The organism is Alteromonas lipotrueae (assembly GCF_019249215.1).
GTDB classification, from domain to species: Bacteria; Pseudomonadota; Gammaproteobacteria; order Enterobacterales; family Alteromonadaceae; genus Alteromonas; species Alteromonas lipotrueae.
In genome coordinates this window covers 85883-105929 of sequence record NZ_JAESDI010000004.1, presented here as the reverse complement: position 1 = coordinate 105929, position 20047 = coordinate 85883, and the positions used below count along the sequence as shown (strand labels likewise).

Sequence of the window (20047 nt, the reverse complement as noted above, 5' to 3'; positions counted from 1 at the left end):
ACATCAATTAGATACAGACGCAACGCATAAAAAAACGGGGACAGGTGAATGTTAAATGTCATAAAAACTTCATCGGTAGTATGACATTTTTATTAAAATTAATGGTTTATCGATTTTTATTGTCCCCGCTCTTCGTTTATTTCCTTCTACCTCACATTGAAATTAAAGAGCGAAGAAAAATGTTTTTTTGGTTGTTACTTTGTTTGTCCGCAGGTTTTGCTAGCGCTGCTGATTTTGATGAAAGCATGCCACTGGATCAGTATCAATGGATAGGCTCGCACAACAGTTACAAGCGTGCGCTTCCCGATACTGCGTATCAGTTTCTTCGTTTGCAAAGCGTACATAAGGCTAACCAACTTAACTATTCCCATCTTTCGCTTGATGAGCAGTTATCACTCGGCCTGCGTCAGCTAGAAATTGATGTGGTAAACGATCCTAACGGAAATCAGTACCACCACGTTGAGCTCGCTTCTCGTTTAAATGAAGACTGGTTATCGGTGCATGAGGCTGCGCAATTGGCGAAGCCTGGTTTTAAGGTGATGCATATCCCTCATGTAGATGTTATGACCCATTGCATAACCTTACAAGCATGCTTGAAGCAGCTAACGGTTTGGTCTGACTCTCACCCAGAACATTTTCCTATCGTCATCATGATGAATGCGAAAGAAACCCAGCCCGATTTTTTGAAAAGTAAAAAGCCCACTCCGTTTGATGAAGCTGCCTTCGCTAGCTTAGATGAAGTAATACAGAATACTTTGCAAGACCGACTCGTTAGCCCTGATGACATTCGAGGCAATGCCCAATCGTTGCAAAGCGTTATTGCAAATAAAGGCTGGCCAAGCGTTAACGATTTACGTGGCAAATTCATATTTTTATTCGATGGCAATGAAAGCCAGCGCGAAAGGTACACCCAAGGGCTAAATAATCTGAAGGGAAGAGCCATGTTTGCGTCATTTGAACCTGGGCATCCTTCAGCGGCCATTATGATCCGCAACAATCCTGTTGAACAACATCAAGACATTCGCCAATTGGTGGAGTCTGGATATTTGGTGCGCACCCGCGCAGACGCCAACTTATCAGCTTCTCATGAACAAAAAGTTCTGCAGCGTGACGCGGCATTTCGAAGCGGTGCGCAAATGATATCTACCGACTTTTATCCACAATCTCCCCAAGCAAAGCGCAGCAATTACTCGGTGCACTTTGCGCAGGGCAGATTGATACGCACCAATTCAATTAGCGACTAAAAATTAACATGATCTATATCAATATTTTAAAAGGAACACACAATGCATCCAGTATTTAAAAAGCCCGCAACGTTCAAAAAGCATGCTCTAGCACTTGCTGTGCTAAGTAGCGTAGGCGCGCTATCTTTGCCTACTTTTGCGCAAGAAGTATCGCAAACGAATACAGCGGAAGATGACGTTATTGAGCAAATCGTAGTGAGCGGTTTTCGTAGCTCATTAATAAAGGCTAAAGACCTTAAACGCGATGCCCTTGGCTCACAAGATTCTATTGTGGCGGAAGATATTGCTGACTTCCCCGATTTGAACTTAGCCGAATCGTTACAGCGTATTCCTGGGGTGACTATTACCCGTGAAGCCGGTGAAGGGCGTCAAATTTCACTTCGTGGCCTGAATGCTGATTTTACGCAAGTTCAGCTTAACGGTATGGAAGCATTGGGTACGTCTTCATCAGCGATGGACAGCCGCGGCACCACGAACACGTCACGTTCGTTTGATTTTAATATTTTTGCGTCTGAGTTGTTTAATCAAATCGATGTGAAAAAGTCATACTCTGCAGATATGGACGAGGGTGGCATTGGTGGTACGGTAGCGCTGCATACCGCAAAACCATTTGATTACGACGGTTTTAAAGGTGCAGTGAGTGTACAGGCTGGCCAAAACTCACTTACCGAAGATACAAGTCCACGGATAGCGGCTTTAGTATCTAATACGTGGGACAAATTCGGTGCATTGTTCTCTATCGCTTACAGTAATCGTGACACGAGTGAGCAAGGTTATAACACCTATCGTTGGCGCCCAAGAACAGACCAAGGTTCAGATATCTCGAGCTTGTCAGAGGCCGACCAAGCCGCAGTTGAAAGAGGGGAATTACGCTTTTCTCGAGGCAGCCGTTATTCACAATTTAATAGCGACCAAACACGCATAGGCGCAACAGTAGCGTTGCAGTATCGTCCAAACGAAGACTTATCCTTCGGTATTGACGCGCTTTACGGAAAGCTGGACAGCGATAGAAAAGAGTACCATCTCCAAAGTCGTGGCTCGAGTTCCACCGCATTGGGCTGTACTGGACCAGACTATGATGACGGGAGCCGCTACTTTTGTTCAGAACTCGTAGACCTAGAATATAACGGCAACAATGAAGTTATTTACTCACAGTGGGCCAATGCAGCTTTGCATTCAGAAAGCCGCAGTCAAATAGCTGAAACTGAAATTACTCAGGTGGTATTAAATGGCGATTGGACGGTGAGTTCTGATTTATCGCTCTCTGGTTTAATAGGCACAATGAGCAGTGATTACACCAGTAATAGCGCTAAGGTGTATTTAGAGTCTTTTGCTGACATGACCATTGATTATCGCGATGACCGTTTTTACGGCAATAACTCATATATTGGTGATTATGATCCGACAGACATCAATGAATTTCGCTATCACGAAGTGGATCTTGCAGAAAATGAAGTGAATAACAGCTTTGATGTGGCTAAGTTAGATGCCGATTACGCGTTAAATGATCAAAGTAGCCTGAAGTTTGGTGTGTCAATGAAGCAGTTCGAACACGAAAGTGGCGATGTTCAAACGGCAAACGTACTGCGCAGCGAATGGCAAAGCGGTGAGATTTCAGACATTGTGGATGCAAGCTACACGTTTATTAATGATAACCATGAAAAACAAAGTTGGTTGAGTGTTGATGTAGATGGCGTACTAGATAGCTTCAGTGTTAATCGAGACTTAGCTACGTCGCCAACCCCAGATAAAGTAAAAGAAGAAACCCAAGCGGCCTATGCAGTGTATGAGTTAGATATGCTACTGGGCGATAGTGAGCTTCGCGCTAACGTTGGCCTGCGTTATTACAACACCGAGATTAACTCTAGCGGATTGGTTAATGGTGCAGAGTACGTTACCGTAACCCGAGAGTACGACGGTGTATTACCGGCGATGAATGTGGCGTGGTATGCCACAGACAATCTAGTGGTTCGTGGTAGTGCAGGTAAAAACTTAACACGCCCTACACTGGGGAGTTTGTCGGTAAGTGGTACGGTAAATACGGATCCGTTGTCGGGTTCAAGTGGCTTGAATATTGGTGCTGGTAACCCTGCGCTGGAGCCATTTGAAACGTTAAATATGGAAGTGGGAGTAGAGTACTACTTTGATGAAGTTGGTTATGTGTCTATGTCACACTTTCGTAAAGACATTGAGAACTTTATAGCGTCAACCACGGTAAGCATTCCTTATGGTGATACAGGCTACCCGCTGGCGTTAATTGAAGGTGCAGTTGATGAAGATGGTAACCCTCAAACGGCAGCCACCTTGTATAACTTTTCTCAACCGCAGAACCTTGACGACAGTGACTTTTCGGGATGGGAATTTGGCGTTCAACGAGATTTTGATTTTCTACCTGCGCCGTTCGATAATTTTGGTGCTATTGCAAACTACACGTATGCCGATGGCGAGTCGCTTCACAACATTTTAGTTGATGGTGAAACGGTACAAGTATCTCGTCCTTTCTATGGGCTATCTGAGCATACTTACAACTTTACCCTTTATTTTGAAACTGAAACTTGGGGCGCACGTGTTTCTACCGCTTACCGCGATGATTATTTGGTAACGGTTGAAACCTCAAGTAGCGATCAAGATGAAGCTGGGTTTCATGGCTCTACCTACTGGGATTTCTCGGCATTTTACAACGTCAATGATGCGTTAAAAGTGAGCGTGGAAGGGGTAAATCTGACTAACGAGCGAGAAGAACAGTATTCGGATTCAGACGACAGACTTTACAACACGACGGTAAGCGGTAGAACGTTTTACGTAGGCTTTACCTACGCAATGTAACAGCAACGTATACCATATCGACACTGATGTGAAAGTAGTGAAAGATTGACGGCACCTTAGGGTGCCTTTTTACTATTTCGAAATGCAGAAACGACTTAATGGCGAAAAGTAACACCAAGGTAAAAGTTTCTTCCACTGAATGTGGTGTTATAAGCGCGATGTGCAGAGTCAGTATATTGCTCTTCTCGTTCGTTAGTCAGATTAGTGGCTTCGGCTCGTAACTCCCAATGTTCGCCTACGTGAAAGGATACAACGGCATCTAAATAAACGCTTTTTTCAAACCCTGTTTCGTCTTCATCAATAATGGTCTCATCGCCGATACGCGCTAAATAACTATCGCGGTAGGTTGCAGATAATCGAGCGCTCAATGCATAACTTTCCCAATACGCAGTAACGTTAGCAAGCCAGGGCGATAAGTAGGGGAGTGAGGTATATTGCAGCTTCTCGCCAGTCACAGCACTAAAATATTGTACCTGTCCATGGGTGTAGCTTAGATTGGTAATAACACCTATTTTGTATTCAGGATGCCACGGCCATGATGTTTCCAATTGGCAACTTCCCTCTAGTCCATATAACCACGCGCGCTCTGTATTTGCTGTGGTCACTCGTTGCACTAGTGTATTCGCATTTATGGTGTCGCCCGTCCAGTTTGCATACTCAGGTGTGCCTGAAAACGCCACTGTTTCAGAGGTATAAACAATATAGTTATCTAAGTATTTGCTAAATGCCGATAGTGAAAACTGATTGACGCCGCTGGTATATTTTTCAAACGCAATATCTAGGTTGTAGGAGGAGTAAGGGCGCAAATTTTGGTTGAAACCATAAAGCGAGTTAGTCTCGGGCAGGTATTCCACTGGGCGGGTAATATCATTTAATTGCGGGCGACCTATACTGCGACTTAACGCTAGGCGGTATAGCGTATCTGGCTGTAATTCATAGGTAATATTCAATGATGGTAGCCAGTTGGTATAGTGAATGTTAGGCACGTTGCTGACCAAAGATCTTATATTATTCACTTCGGTATTTTCGTATTCAACGCGTAAGCCGCTGTTAATATGAAAACGGCCAATTTCACGTTGCCATTGCGTAAATAAGGCAACGCGAGATTCGGTGACTTTGCTTTGATAGTGTGAAGGAAGTTCGTGGGTAACACGGTTTATATTTTGAAGTGCCTGGGTATTGGTTGGCAAATTGAAATATCGAAATACGTTGTTGGTATCAAGGGTTAACCAATGTAGCTTTGGGTGAGTGGTAAGTGTTGTACTATGTATTGCTGGAACTGCGCTATTTACGCTAGTGACGCCGTTGCTAGTAGTTGTTCCTTCTGGCACACCATTGAAATAAGCTGCCCATTCCTCGTCTAAAAAATTCTGGATATTGAGTAGCTCTGACTCGTTTTCGAATCTAACCGCGTCTACTCCCCATTGCCATGAACGTGTTATTGATGGCTCGAAACTCAGCGTATATTTGGCATTTATAAATTGGGTAGAGGTAAAGTACTGCTCACTATCCAGTTCTTTCATTCGCCAGAACGTAGGTTGAGTTAAATCATGTGAATAGGTGATATTAGCAAAACGACTATCTTGACGATAATCAATGGTTACGTCGGTAACACCTTGCATATAGGCTTTGTTGCTGGTGGGAATATCGTAAGATGCGCCTTCCCATCCAAGCAACAAATGGCCTTTCCATGTGCTGCCAATATCATGATGTGAGTTGATTACCCACTGGTTATACGTGGTGGAAACCTGTTGAAAACGACTTTCTGTGCCTACTTGAGCTTGTTCGTACGCCGCATAGACCAATTCATTCTTCTCATTGACTTCGCCAGCGGTAATAACCGTTTCGCCCTCTATAATAGGGGTTGACTGATAGCCCCTTGGGTAAAGGTGGTACTCAAAGCGGTTGCCACTTAATCTACCGTAGAGCCAGTCGAAGGTGGCATGGTGACGGGCAGTTTTATATTCTAACGAGGCGCCCACGCCTAGCCGTTTCATGTCGCTTTGCCACACCGAATAACGATTTCCCCGCGGTACACGATATTCGCCATTGTTCCAAGCCGCAGTGAATTTTTGGGGGAGCTCTGAAGTATCAGCGCCGTCGGGTGGAATTACCCGCCAGCGGAACGTATTTGCACCCATTTCCTGCGATTCACGGGCCCCGTAACTTATTGAGAAAAGGGCACCCCACTTATCGTTGGTTGAAGACACCATTGCTGACAGTTTTTTTGATAAGTGATCGCTAAATTGGTTATTTCCAATTTGTTGCGTGATGCCCCATTGCAACCCTGGATTGTCAAATGGATGGGCGGTTTCAAGCGCTGCAATGCCCGCCATGCCGCCAGAGGCTTGGTCTGCCGAGTAACTTTTAAGTACCTGTATCTCACTAAACAAATCGGTAGAAAACAAATTCAAATCAAAAGTTCTATCTTGTTGTTTTTGTTGTCTACTGTCCATTGGGGAATCATTATTGGCTAACACAGGCATGCCATTTAACGTCACTAACGTAAAATCAGGATTCAATCCCCGCAACATTATTTGACGTCCTTCACCGGCTTCTCTGGTTATCGAAATACCGGATATACGCTGCATCGACTCGGCTAAATTACGATCGGGGTAGGTGGCAATGTCGTGTGACGCAATAATGTCAGATATGACTCGGTTTTCACGTTTTCGCTTACCAGATATATTTAACGAGGCGCGTATGCCCGTAACAGAGACTTCTTCCATAGCGCTGTCGTTAGTGTGTGTTGCAGGCGCTTGAACAAGCGTGAATCCGTGTGGCTGAATAAGGTACGAATAGCCCGTGTTTTTCAGCAATTGAGTTAATGATTCAGCGAGTGTGAAGTTGCCTTCTAGCTTTGGTGCTTCAATATTAGCAATGTGTTGTTGATTTACCGCAAAGGGAAGATTGAACTGTGTAGCAATAGCTTGAAGGCTTAATACTAGGGGTTGAGGTTCTAAAAATACCGGTTTTGTTTCGTTAGCGCCTGGTGCTGCTTGCACGGTAAAGCTTGTGTTGAAAAGCGTTAACAGACAGATGCACCAGCATGCAACAGGTGCCCGAGATAATTTAAAGTATGCTGTTGAAGCGTTATTCGCTCGCATCGTTTATCTGCATAACATCAGCGAGCAGTATCGGTTAAAACAAAGCGATCTTGATGCTCTTCTAACGTTAGACCTTGTGCGCTGGCTAACAGTTGTAATGCTGCTTCAGGTTCGGATAAGTTGAATCGTCCTGTTAGTAAAGCATCTTTATCAACGTTAATTTCTACAGGCTTTTGCAAATAACGAGAGAAGCGCTCTACCGCCAGATAAAGTGGTTCATTGTAAATATCTAACCAGCCACTTCGCCATGCTGGTAGTTGATCATCCGTCAATCTAAAGGTCTGGCTCCAAAGGTTATTCTCTAAAACAATACCTTCACCTTTGATGAGAGTATGGGTTTTGTCTGCAATAATCTTCACAATACCGTCGTATACACGGATCACCGTTTTGTCAGAAAGTTTATCTATATCAAAAGCGGTGCCGACTACGTGTACTTTCACTTTATCGACGTTAACTATAAATGGCCTAGATGGCTCGTGAGCCACATCAAAATAGGCCTGCCCTTTACGTAAATTCACTTCTCTGAAGGTGGCATTATGGTTAACGCTTAATTGTGAGTCGCCATTTAAATGCACCGCAGAGCCGTCGTTGAGTACCTGAGATATACGCTGAGCTTTTGAGGAGGCTAGCTGCATGTTTTGTGTTGATAATGGCACGGCATTGTCAACGATTTCGGGTGAAGGCGTTGGTTGGCTTAGTCTTAAATACGCGACAAGAACGGCAACAGTAACAAAGCTTGCCGCCATAGCCCAATAGCTAACATAGGTGGGGCGAGGCTTTTTGTTCGCTGCGTTATCGTTCTTCAAGCTAGTATCATCACAACGGTTAGCCGCAACGTTGATGGCTGCCATTGCAACCTCCGGCTGCCCAAATGCTTGTGCGATACGTTGAAATGCAATTTGATGTTGCTCTTCACTTAACCAAGCTGATAAGGCGATTTTGCCTTTTTCGTCTAACTCGTCGAAGCGATCAAACCAATCAGCAGCCTGGTCTAAATGCTTTTGTTGTTCCATCTATGCCTCTGTTACCCGTCTACCTATTAGTAGAGTGTTTGTCGCCTAAAGTGGGGACACTAATGAGTGGGTTTAGTGATTTTTTTCTACCCAACCTGACGCTTCCAATTTTAACGTAAGCTCTACCATGGCGCGGGTGAGATGTTTTTTGACAGCCTCTACACTTAAATTTAATGTGTTGGCTATCTCATCGCGGCTCAATCCATCTACTCTACGTAGTATAAAAACCTCGCGACGCAGCGGTGTCATATCAGACAGTACGGTTTCGATAAAGGCAAGCTTTTGCGCATTGTGGTAGCTCTTTTCAGGGCTGTCATTTGCGGCTTCAAGCTCTTCGGATTGCCAATCTACCGAGAGAGGGAGCTTTTTGCGTTGATGATCGTAGAGGACTGACTTCGCCACCGTAATCATATAGGCGAGCGGATTGTCTAGTTCTGAGTATTGAGCGCTTTTGCTGGTTCTAAGTAGGGTTTCTTGCAACACGTCATCAGCAACTGCATTATCGTTGGTAAGCCCACGAATAAACGCTCTTAACGCGTTATAGCGTTCAAAGCCGTCGTCTGTCGATAATATTTTCCAGTCTGTTTTATTTGGCGGTAGCGTCACAAAATAACGTATATATACAAATAATTTAACACATTGTATTGCACATATATTTCATTGTTGTGACGACCTATAAGTTACCTAAATACCAGATTTATGGTGCCACACTCATTGCAAACATCACAAATCTTTGACTACGCAGATAGCTTGTGTTGTTCATTTTGAGCTATTGCGGATGCGCTATGAAGTGCGCTGGCTACATCAGGTATGTTATTTCTCTTATCGACATTAAGCGGAGCAGGCTTGGGAGCTAATTGCTGCATTAAGTAAAGTCTTCCAGCCATTACACCTACTTTATAATCGTGACGAAGATCGCTATCCGCACTGCCCAGTAATTTACTGTGTAATTTAGTGCCTGCAAAAATTTGAATAATTTCCACATCCGCTGGTGGGTTTGCGATAAACGCTAACTCTTGCTGGTACGCTTGCTCATGCTGTACCAGGTAGTTAATTGTTTTTGGACAATGACCCGTTGCGCACACCAATGATTTTAATTTGTGCAGCCATGCCGATTGAGCTTGAAAATTCACATCGCCAGTACGTATAACGACTATTTTTCTTGCTCCTCGTTCGTAAGCTTCTCGCACTGGTAAAGGTGCACCCAAGCCGCCATCAAGGTAATAGTCTGATTCAGGTTGTGCTTGAGGAAGTGTATTCGCTTTGTTCTCGCTAACCGAAACCGCGTTGTATTCAGTAGTAAGCTTTACACCTTGTTTGTATAAAAAGGGTAAAGCGCTAGAGGCTTTCAATAGTTCTCGCCATTGATTACCACTGCCTTTGGGGCTTAAAAAATAAGGCTTACGATCGCGAGAATTTGTAGCGGTAATTAATAACTCTCTCTCCCCCAAGCTTTCTTTCGCGGCCTTGAAATCTAAAATGCGGTTCGCTTCTTTCGTTTTTTCAAAGTACCAATCCAAATCGACAATATGCTTTCCCATTAAACCACGGCCTAATTGGAAGAATCGCTTATGCCGCGATAAGCCCCGAATTAAACGTTTCGCATAACCTTTTTGCCGCGCCAGAAAACTGGTCAAATTTTGTGAACCAGCTGATGTACCAATAAACATATCGAAAGGGTCGTAACCAGCTTCAAGCCAAGCATCTAATACGCCTGCTGTAAAGATCCCTCGCTGCCCACCACCTTCAGCGATAAGCGCAAGTTTAGGGCGCTTGGTGGCATAAAGAGGAAAGGACGTGGGCGCAGCAGAGGAATTCATTTCGGTTACCTGATTAAATCTGTTAGGTTGATTTAGCCAAGTATACGGTCAACATTAAAGTGCCGAAAATTGAAAGAATGAATCGGTGTGATAGGAAAAAACCTACAGAATGTTAGCTACCTGTTGGTGTATTGCTTGCTCGACTATCTGTCTCGTATTTGCAGGGAGATATTTCGTATGCACTTCGATAAAAATTGGGTTGGCGTAAATACTTTTTATCGCCGCGTTTACTTTCTCAATAAAGGCAAGCGCCTCAGGTGTCTTACCGCAGATAACGTGCCCAGAAACGAATTTTGGGTTGTTCGCAATAGCGTAACTTCTCATCTTAATAAGCTTAGTGTCGCCGAATGATTGATACAAAGACACGGGGAATATAAGGGCGAAATCAGCTTTGCCAGCAGCAATAATCTTCGTGAAACTCGAGAAAAATGTAGGGTTGCTTAAGGTTATAATTTGTTTGTCGTCTATTTTACTTAAGTCATCATCTACCCGCTCACCATAAGAATAAGTTTCTGGTAGCACAATGGCTGAGGCTTTAAACGCCTCTAGTACTCTATGAATGCTGACTATTTCGCCATTCTCGTTTAGTAGCTCTGGAGCCAAAGGCGGCAGTGAGGAAAGCTGATATAGTTGTTGCGTTTGAAAGAAGTTAAGTGGCAAAGAAATGGTGTACTTCTTTTCTCGCTCGGCTGATTTTATCTTGTTGATAACACAAACCGATTCGCCATTCTCTATCTGTTGGAATGAACGTTTGAGTGAGACTTCTAAAATAGGCTTATCGTAGCCTATGGCATCAACCAATAATTGCGCCGTATCCACACTTGCGGAAAAGGGGGAATGCGGTTGATTAATTCTGCTCGTTAAATTGTGATCGTCAGTATGAAGCGTTATTGATGATGTGTTAATAACGTCTCCATTAACCAACCCTGAATTAAATAGGCTGAGAAAGAAAGCGACCGAAAAGGAGAAAAAGCGCATATTGAGAAAAGTTGGTTACTCTTAATTGTTATGCCTAGAAGGGTAAACCTATTTCACTATTTTTTAAATACATAGTGCGCTATTTCCTTTTATGTACGACGACATAGTTAATGCATGATTGAGCTGTAAGCAGCGGGATTAATTGATTTGGGTACGTCGTCATTACTGCTCAACTCGCTAGCCTCTTCGACTAGTGCAGTCATCGCGTTAATGATATCAAGAAAGTTGGAGAGCTGGTCATGAGACAAATCATTAGATAGTGTTTCAATTTTACTGATTAGTTGTTTCGTCGGTAGGCGCATAGTGTCAAAATCTCGTTGTTCAGTGCGTGTTACGCACTCTTTTATTCAATACCTGCCCGTGAACTTACAAATAGCTTGCCAACTTTTTTTGACGCTAAACTCAGCATATTAAATGCGTCATTAATACTGAAATAAAAAAGCCAGCTAAATGCAGCTGGCTTTGTCCTGATGAATATACTTATTTAAAAATTAGAAGGTATACTTCACGCCTACCTTAATTCGCCATGTAGATTGCTCTTCATCAAACGAGTCATAGTTGCTGGTGTCTGTGCCGCCGTATGCCTCAGAATAAACATATTGGCCCGCATCGTTGATGTCGTAATCAAACAGTATTTGCTGAGGATAAGTCATTTCATACACTTTACCCCAGTCACTGTTTAACAGGTTAGCAAAGTTATCGATATTCAAATAAATACGACCTTTGTGGCCTTCAACAAATCCTGGAATTTCTTGCGAAATAGCTAAATCTACTGTGGTGATCCAAGGTTGAGTTGACGAGTACTTTCCAACATATCCGCCAGCGCTTCCAGCGACACCTGCTTGCTCAGCAATCGCCATAATTTCGTCGTAGCTAAGGCCATTGTCGAAATCAACGGCAGCATCGTTGGCGCCTGATGGAATATAAGGAAGATACACATCTGAATCATCAAACGCAGTTTGATCGCCTAAACCGCCGCTTTGATATGAACCTAGTACCCAAGAAAAAGGCTGACCAGAGCGACGTTCAAAGAATAAGTTGAAGTTAGTGCTATAACCCTCAAAATACTCATGAGTGTAACCAAGGTTCACCAAAAAACGGTGTTTGGTTTCATAGTAAGCGGTGCCCACGGTAGGGTCGTTACGATTAACCGTTACTTCATACTGGTAGTTCGACTCAGCCGTTGAGCTTGTACCTGGGTTAACCTCAGTAATATCTTGGTGGGTATAGGATGTATTTAGGCTTATGCCGTTATCCCATTGTTTAGCTAACGCAGTGGTAAACAGAATGCTACGGCCGCCGTCATCCGAGTTGGTTAATTGAATATCATAGTTGTCTTCATATTCAGTGCCGTCATAAACATTGTCCCAAATAATACGGCCATCTGGGGTACTGTTACCATTATCGATACGCGATAAGTCTTCCCAATAAGCCGCATTTTCGCGGTCAACGTAGGTTAACTCAGTTGTCCACGCGAAGTTGTCGCCAAGGGTAGGGATGTCGAACGTGTAGTCGGCCGCAATTTGATAGCGCCAGTCAGAGGGCAGTTCAAAATCTGGATCGATTGAGTTCGTGCTTCCCGCACCTTGCATTAACGCACTTTGGGCTTCTGTAGGAACTGATGTGAAGTCTACCGAGCTTGCGTCAAGGCTAGAAAAGGTTACTGAGTCGTTGGTTACACCATCGGTGGTGTAAGCGTTAGATATCCAAACCAGTGGCATACCACCGTAGAAGCGGCCAGCACCACCACGAAGGGTTAAGTCGTCGTTGATATCCCAATTAAAGCTTACGCGTGGAAGGAAAATATCAAAGCCATCTAGATTTTCAGTATTTGTGAAGCCATAGGTGCTAGCGAAGTTGCTGTTTAGTTGTGGTGAGTCTTCAACGGTAAGGTACTCGTAGCGAAGGCCTGCGGTTACCGTAAAGTCGTCAAACACTTCATAAGTAGCATCACCGTAAAGTGAGTAAACCGTACTTTCAACGTCATAGGCAAGGTCTTGAACATCATTTGTATACGCGTTGGCATATTCGAAATAAGAGATTTCCTGATTAGCGAATGCCTCAGTATCGTCAAAATACCAGGTGCCTAAAGAATCACGACCATACAGGTTGTAGTTCCACGTGTTTTCTATTTCAGTACCAAACTTATATTCGATATCGCCAGCTAAGTAAGTAGCATGCAATGCAAAGTTCCACACTTCGTTTTCAAGCACATTTGCATGGCGGTTTTCATCAACCCCAGCCACTACGCTGTAGCCACTATCTGTACCCGTGGCAGTATCTATGTTGATTTCACCCCAATCAGAAGCGGTAACAGATGCTTGCTCAAACTCTTTATATGAAAGGCTGACTTCTGTTTGAAGGTTATTTGTCCAATCGGAATAGACATGGGCAGTATAGTAAGTATTTTTCTGCGCCAATGTCCAAGTGTTTGAAGTTAGGCGAATAGTTTCTGAATCATCGTTGTAGTTTTGTGCCGCGGTATTTTCCTGATAGCTATAAGTAAAGTCTGCGCGGTGATCGTTATTGATGTTCCAGTCTAATTTAATGAGGTATTTTTCATCTTCGTCTGCATCAGGCGCGCCCGCTATTGAATCTTCAAGGCCGTAGGTATCGCTGAGGGCAGTAATCACGTCTTCTGCCGCGCTTAAGAGATCTGTAGGGTATGCAGAAGAATTAAAGCCAGTGTCAACTTCTTCTTCCCACTTTTCATAAGAACCAAAGAAGAAAAGTTTATCTTCAATTAACGGGCCGCCTAACGTAAAGCCGTAGGACGATTCTTCGTTATCTACGTCATATTCCGTGTTGTAAAGTTTGGTGTCTTTTGCGGTGCCAGAGAAAGGCACTTCTTCATAGAATGCCGTACCGTGAAATTCATTGGTACCTGATTTGGTCACCACGTTCACGTTACCACCGCCAAATTTACCTGCGCGGGCGGTAAAGGGCGTAAACTCAACAGACACTTGGCCAATAGCATCTAAAGACACTGGGGGGCGTGACGTAGGGTAACCGTTACTTTGTAGGCCGAAGGTGTCGTTAACGCCTACGCCATCAACGGTGAAAGTATTATATTTCGGGTTAGAGCCGGCAATACTTAATTCTTCACCATCGGCACTTACCACCGCTAACGGGTTTGAACGAACAATATCTTTTATATCTCGGTTAAAGGTAGGCATGTTCTCAATAGCCGATTCACCAAATACTGAATTTGAACCGTTGTTTGAGAAAAAGTCGCGGGTACCCGTTACTGTTACACGCTCCATATCAGAGGCAGATTCAAGGGCAGTATCAAGCTCGAATGTGTCGTTCAGTTCTAAATATACATCTTCGATGACACGGCTTTGGAACTTTTGTGACTCTACGATAATCATATAAGGGCCACCAACACGTAAACCTCGTGCTGAGAATGCGCCTTCTTCATTTACGGTGGTCTCTTTTATCGTTCCTGAAGGTTGATGAATAATGGTAATTGAACTACCTGCTGCGGGATTACCTTGAGGACCTAATATGGTGCCGCGCATAGCTGATGATTGACCAGTGGCTGCAACGGCTGTTGTTGCAACGCCAATAGACAACGCCACAGCCATCGCGATGCGATTGAACTGAGTTTTATTGTTCATGTATTTCCCGTTCTAAGTAAAGTTTGGTTTAAGTGCTCAGCTAGCCACGCATGCTTATTTGAGCATGTCGTATTGCGGTTGCCTGAGGTAGCGCAATTGTTGGCTATTTTTATTTCATCTTTATTTCATTTGTGTAAATCTGCCTTTACATAACTATATGAAATAAAAGATTATTTGAGCTTCTTGAGGGAGTTTTGGTCAATGGCTTTTACGTGTTTTTACGTGCTTTACACATATTTACTCAATGGCTACGTTGAAGTGCGTTAAACCTACAATACATGAGAGGAAATACGTGCTAGTTAGTAAAGTCGGCTAATCGGTTGAAATCCGACCTCATGGCTTCTTGTATAAAGTTGAAAAGCGCTTTTACCCTAGCAGCGTTTTCTAGATCTTTATGGGTCATCATCCAAAGATCAGTACTTTGGTGATTTATTTCTATGTTTACTTTTTGTAATTTTCCCGTTCCTTCCCCCATGAAACAGGGGAGATAGGCAAGCCCCAACTTGTTTTCAGCTGCTATCAACAAAGGCTCAAAAGAGTCGGCTTTCATGACTATCTTTTCTTTTGAGATGAGTTCTGAAATTTGACTAGATGCATTGCCTTGATGCATCACGAGCCAGGATGCAGATTCAAGAGGATGTTTACCTTGGAGGCTATCAATATAATCAGGGGCTCCATAAACCCCAAATGCGAGTTTGCACAACTTGGTGCCAACCAAGTCTTCAGGCAGTTCAACAGCAGGGCGAATTGCAACATCTGCATCTAAGTGTGAAATGTCTAATTGACGAGATGTCAGACTAAGTTCTAATTGAATTTTCGGATAACGTTGATGAAAAGTAGCAAGATGCTTACCTAAAATTAAGCGAGATAAGGCATCGGTTGTAGTTAATCTGAGTGTGCCTTCCAGCTTCATTTCCTGCCCGAAAATCTTATGCTCTAATTCTTTCACGGTGTTTTGAACAGCAAGCGCCGATTCAAGCAACTTCTGGCCTTCAACAGTTAATTTGTATCCGGTAGAAAGTTTATGAAAGACCTGTAACTTATGGCGGTATTCAAACGCGTCAAGCCTTCGCAATACGGTACTGTGGTTCACCCCAAGCGAGCGAGCGGCAGCCGACAGCGACCCTTCATTAGCCACGGCTAATACATACTGCAGATCACCCCATCTTATGCTGTGCATTTTTGCATACCAAATGTGTTTAATTAGCGAATTTACCGAAAATTTAGCACAGGTATAGTTATCTCACCAACACATCGAACTTTAAAACTGATAATCAGGAGCAAAAAATGTTTAAGAAAAGTCTATTAATTGGTCTCGTAAGCTTGCTAGCTTTTTTCCAGCTAACCTCTGCTTCGGCACAAGAAACACAGTCAGTTGATTCTGCTAAGACGTTAGAAACTGCGCAAGCATTTCTTTGGGCTGCAGGTTCGGGTGACATGGAAAAGCTTCAGGCACTGATGGCAGATGACTTTGTTTGGCACAACGAAGGTGACGGGAGTATTCCTTGGATTGGCAAGTGGGACTCAAAAGATAAAGTATTAAATACCTTTCTTCCTCGTTTCGGCGCAGGTTTAAAAGTAACTAGTTGGACTACGGATTTTAGCTTTGTAAATGGTGACCAAGCGGTATTTATGGGCACCATGAGTGCAATAGCGAATGAATCTGGTGTGGATACAGGCAAATTCAGCTGGGCGGTACGCGTTCACGTTGAAGATGGGAAAGTAAAGAGCTGGAACTGGTTTGAAGACAGCTTTGCAGTTTCTAACGCTTATCATGCCAAGCAATAATTAGTGTAAAACAACTACGTTCTATTAGCTCGATATGCCACGTGGCATACTTTACATCTGTTTAAGTGTTCGTCACCCATCAATACATTTAACTGATAGTCTTGCTTGAATGGCGAAAGTAACAGGCCGGGGTTTCAGCTGGCGCATTAGCCTTAAAAGTGTGATAAAAATTTGAAAGAGACTATGGGACGTTTTAAGAGAAACAAAGCCAGGGGTGACTGGCTTTGTCGCTTTAGTGGTTTTCTTTATTCTTAAATCCTATACCAAAACTCGGCTTCCAAACGGCTGAAGCACTGCATCGATATTGTGACTAAGATTACTCTGAAATAACCTTATCAAACCCAGATTTTGATTTAGAAAGTGCTTCCATTGGCGATAGGTTGTCAGGATATTCTTCTTGTTCAATAACAATCCATTTTGCACCGCCGCTAACCACCGTCGCTTTGTAAATTGCAGACCAGCTAATACCATCTTCACCGATGATTGGGCGTAAATTACTGCCCTCTTCTACGTCAGATTTAAAATGCGTGGTAATCGTTCTGCCTGGGTACCTCTTTACAAAAGCGATAGGGTCTTTGTCTGCGTGAATTGTCCAACCTACATCTTGCTGAAGAATCACCGACTTAGGTGTGTTATTCGCAATAAAATCAAAAAACGTGGTGTCTTCATACGAGGCCCATTCTTCGGCGTGATTATGAAACCCAACTCTCATTCCTTTAGGGGCTAATTTTTCTGACAAGCGCGACAACTCACTAACGAATTCTGTTACATCATCGTCATTAAATGCACGATCATCCCAAGGAATAATGAGATCGGTAACGCCCAGCGCTGTATAAAATTGAACGATTTCATCAAAATTATTATTAAGTAGTTCGGCAGACACATGCGCACCACTTGGCGCTAGCCCAATGGATGAAAGGTAGTTTTTTAAAGCGGCTGGATCGTTGTCATAGGGGCCAAAATCGCCCGCAAATTCCACTCCATCAAACCCTAAATCTGCCACTTGTTCGAGTGTACCTTTAAAGTCTTGTTTCAGCGCATCTTTCACAGACCAAAGCTGTACACTAATTTGGGGCGCATTGAGGGTGGCGTTTAGCTGTTTGCTCTCCATCTGCTGTCCAGTATTCTCGGTTTTAGTATTCATAGTGCTGTCGTTGTTGCACCCAGCCATCATGGCAGTAGCACAAAGTACGAAGGGCATCATGATGGAAGAAATGTATTTTTTTCTTAATATCATTAGAGTCGTCCTGATTTAACTTCTTTAACAGCATAGTCGACTGCTCGTGCTGTCATGGCCATAAAGGTAAGTGATGGATTTCCTACGCCAGTTGAGCAGAAGCTGGCCCCATCGGTTACAAATAGGTTGGGTACATCGTGAGATTGATTGAACCCGTTTAAAACCGAATCTTTTGGGTCGCGCCCCATTCTAGCCGTTCCCACTTCGTGAATCGCTAGCCCTGGCGGTTGCCCCAAGATACGTTTTTGAATATTGTGAAACCCTGCTTTTTCCATCATGGAAGACGCTACTTCTAATGCACTTTGCATCATAAGGTTTTCGTTTTCCGACCACTGACAGTTAATATGCAGTTGAGGAATACCCCACTTGTCCTTCTTCGACGAGTGGAGGGTAACTTGGTTATCTTGGCGCGGAAGCATTTCACCTTGGGCTTGCAGGCCAATTCCCCATTTACCTGGGTTGTGAAGCATATTTTTGAAACTTGCGCCAAAGCCGTCTCTGGTTCCCATAGATTGCCAGTCTTCACGAGATGCTGATCCCGCCAATGCAAAGCCCCGTTTGAACTTTTCATGGTAGCGGCTGGGTTCATAGTGAAAGTTGGGAACGTATAAAGAGGCTGGCCGCCTTCCGGTGTAATACTCTTGTTCGTACCCATCAATACTGGCTGTAACAAGGGCATTGTAATTATGATCCATCAAATACTGCCCCAATACACCAGAGCTATTGGCAATGCCTTTTGGAAATGTTTTTGAGGTACTGTTCAACATGATTTGAGTAGAACCTAGTGTTGATGCACATAGGAAGACAATCTTGCCGAAATACTCTCGTTGTTTGAGTGTGTCGTTATCTATTACACGAACACCCTTTACCCGATTTGTGGTGTCGTCGTAGATAAGGCTTTCTACAACGCTGTTCGGGGCAATAAATAGGTTACCTGTTTTAGCGGCGGCGGGTAGCGTCGCGCTTTGAGTAGAAAAATAGGCGCCAAACGAACAGCCTTTTTGGCATTCGTTTCTTGCCATGCATTGCATTCTTCCCAAGTCGACATGAACTTTCTCAGGCTTGGTTAAGTGTGCGCATCGACTGATGATAACCGGCTTGTCAGGTTCAGCGTCTGCCATTTTTGCGGCGAAATCTTTCTCTGGCTTAGTCATTTCAAACGGCGGCTGAAACACACTATCTGGCAGCTGTGGAAGATTTTCTGATGTTCCGCTGATGCCTACAAACTTTTCAACGTACTCATACCAAGGCGCCAGATCATTATATCTGATTGGCCAATCGTTACCATGTCCGTCCAGTTTATTCGCCTCAAAGTCGAAAGGGCTCATACGATAAGATTGGCGATGCCAAAGCAGTGACTTTCCGCCTAGCTGATTGGCTCTTATCCAGCTAAATTCAGTGCCTGTTTTGGTGGTGTAGGGATAGTCTTTATCATTGCCAAAAAATTGCTTTGTACCATCGTGAAAAGCGTAACATTGCTTTTGAATAGCGAACTGCTCGTCAACAAGTTCCTTATCCACTTTTGTTCGGTTAGCATATTCCCACGGCGGCTTACCTTCGCTAATGTAATCTTTACGATGCTCTACAATACGACCTCGCTCGATAATAAGCGTCTTAAATCCTTTCTCAGTGAGCTCTTTAGCTGCCCACCCACCGGTAATTCCAGAGCCAATAACAATGGCATCGTAGGTTTCTGATGATTCTTCAATATAGGTTTCTTTATTCATAATTGAGACTTCCGTATCTTAATAGTAGGCTTTCGAACTGAACGCACTGCCCACAGCAGTTAAGGGCACTGAGCCTTTGAACCCGCCGGGAACGGCGAGATAGGTCAGCTCTTTAGTTGCGCCTATTTGAGATGTGTAGTACCCAAAAACGATTAAGCCCTTGATGGTTTTGAAATCAGACCTTAGCGTTTCACTAAATGGTGCCTTGCTGGCTTCCAACATAGAAAGCAACGCCAACTGTGACGTTTTATCTGCGTTAACGAACGATTGTTTGTTTATTTCTTCGCTTGCCAAATCAATCGCTGACATGACGTTAATTGCAGATTGCTGTTGTTCAGACGAGTACACAGTGCTTAGCTGATGGTCGATAAAGAGGTGACAATTTACTTCTGCTGCTCCTGGGGTGTCCGTTGCAGGAATGGTTAGCGCACAAATTTGGCGAAGTATCGCGAGGTTATCTCCGCTGAAAAGCGTTGGCGATTTTCCACTTTGCTTTTCACCAAATGCTTTGGCAGATGCAAGTGCAGGCATACTGACCATTGAGTTGGCAGCCGCTACACCGCATATCGTTGCAAGGTTTTTGATCAAGTCTCTACGGTTCATCTTAGTCTCACATATTTAATTGAGAGGTATTGGATACTTTCAAATGCTGTAAATTCATTTGGATTTATTTGTTAATTTACATCC

The 20047-nt window shown here is 43.7% G+C and carries 14 protein-coding genes; 3 read left to right on the top strand and 11 right to left on the bottom strand.

Going from position 1 to position 20047, the window contains the following annotated elements; genetic code table 11:
* Positions 1–179 precede the first annotated feature (179 nt).
* A complete protein-coding gene (locus JKP82_RS05440) occupies positions 180–1244 on the top strand; it encodes a Ca2+-dependent phosphoinositide-specific phospholipase C (protein WP_218396137.1) in 1065 nt (354 codons plus the stop codon).
* Between the two features lie 42 nt (positions 1245–1286).
* On the top strand, positions 1287–4070 hold the full coding sequence (locus JKP82_RS05435; RefSeq protein ID WP_218396135.1) for a TonB-dependent receptor: 2784 nt from the start codon (positions 1287–1289) through the stop codon (positions 4068–4070).
* A 95-nt stretch (positions 4071–4165) separates the two neighbouring features.
* On the opposite strand, the gene JKP82_RS05430 is transcribed toward JKP82_RS05435, so the two are convergent.
* The 8 genes from JKP82_RS05430 to JKP82_RS05395 form a co-directional block, all read right to left on the bottom strand.
* A complete protein-coding gene (locus JKP82_RS05430) occupies positions 4166–7075 on the bottom strand; it encodes a TonB-dependent receptor (RefSeq protein ID WP_218396133.1) in 2910 nt (969 codons plus the stop codon).
* A gap of 119 nt (positions 7076–7194) precedes the next feature.
* Positions 7195–8190: a FecR family protein gene (locus JKP82_RS05425; RefSeq protein ID WP_218396131.1), complete on the bottom strand. Its 996-nt coding sequence runs from the start codon at positions 8188–8190 to the stop codon at positions 7195–7197.
* A gap of 72 nt (positions 8191–8262) precedes the next feature.
* Positions 8263–8796: an RNA polymerase sigma factor gene (locus tag JKP82_RS05420; RefSeq protein WP_159529016.1), complete on the bottom strand. Its 534-nt coding sequence runs from the start codon at positions 8794–8796 to the stop codon at positions 8263–8265.
* Between the two features lie 131 nt (positions 8797–8927).
* Positions 8928–10010 (bottom strand): patatin-like phospholipase family protein, encoded by a 1083-nt coding sequence (locus tag JKP82_RS05415; protein ID WP_218396129.1) that lies wholly within the window; start codon positions 10008–10010, stop codon positions 8928–8930.
* A 102-nt stretch (positions 10011–10112) separates the two neighbouring features.
* Positions 10113–10988, bottom strand: a complete 876-nt coding sequence (locus JKP82_RS05410; protein WP_218396127.1) for a transporter substrate-binding domain-containing protein — start codon at positions 10986–10988, stop codon at positions 10113–10115.
* 107 nt (positions 10989–11095) lie between these two features.
* The gene (locus tag JKP82_RS05405; protein ID WP_159529022.1) at positions 11096–11290 is read right to left on the bottom strand and encodes a hypothetical protein; all 195 of its coding nucleotides are present in this window, start codon (positions 11288–11290) and stop codon (positions 11096–11098) included.
* 189 nt (positions 11291–11479) lie between these two features.
* Positions 11480–14608 (bottom strand): TonB-dependent receptor, encoded by a 3129-nt coding sequence (locus tag JKP82_RS05400; RefSeq protein WP_218396125.1) that lies wholly within the window; start codon positions 14606–14608, stop codon positions 11480–11482.
* 295 nt (positions 14609–14903) lie between these two features.
* On the bottom strand, positions 14904–15788 hold the full coding sequence (locus JKP82_RS05395; RefSeq protein WP_218396123.1) for a LysR family transcriptional regulator: 885 nt from the start codon (positions 15786–15788) through the stop codon (positions 14904–14906).
* A gap of 107 nt (positions 15789–15895) precedes the next feature.
* Between JKP82_RS05395 and JKP82_RS05390 the strand changes: the two genes are divergently transcribed.
* Complete coding sequence (locus JKP82_RS05390; RefSeq protein WP_218396121.1) at positions 15896–16396, top strand: nuclear transport factor 2 family protein; 501 nt, start codon at positions 15896–15898, stop codon at positions 16394–16396.
* Between the two features lie 316 nt (positions 16397–16712).
* Here the strand turns inward: JKP82_RS05390 and JKP82_RS05385 are convergent, their stop codons facing one another.
* The 3 genes from JKP82_RS05385 to JKP82_RS05375 are packed head-to-tail and all read right to left on the bottom strand — an operon-like array spanning position 16713 to position 19963.
* Positions 16713–17633, bottom strand: coding sequence for a sugar phosphate isomerase/epimerase family protein (locus tag JKP82_RS05385; protein WP_246604260.1), 921 nt, complete (start codon positions 17631–17633; stop codon positions 16713–16715).
* Positions 17633–19360, bottom strand: a complete 1728-nt coding sequence (locus tag JKP82_RS05380) for a GMC oxidoreductase (RefSeq protein WP_159529030.1) — start codon at positions 19358–19360, stop codon at positions 17633–17635. The genes JKP82_RS05385 and JKP82_RS05380 overlap by 1 nt, the downstream gene beginning before the upstream one ends.
* Positions 19361–19378: 18 nt before the next feature.
* Positions 19379–19963, bottom strand: coding sequence for a gluconate 2-dehydrogenase subunit 3 family protein (locus tag JKP82_RS05375; RefSeq protein ID WP_159529032.1), 585 nt, complete (start codon positions 19961–19963; stop codon positions 19379–19381).
* Between the last annotated feature and the right edge of the window lie 84 nt (positions 19964–20047).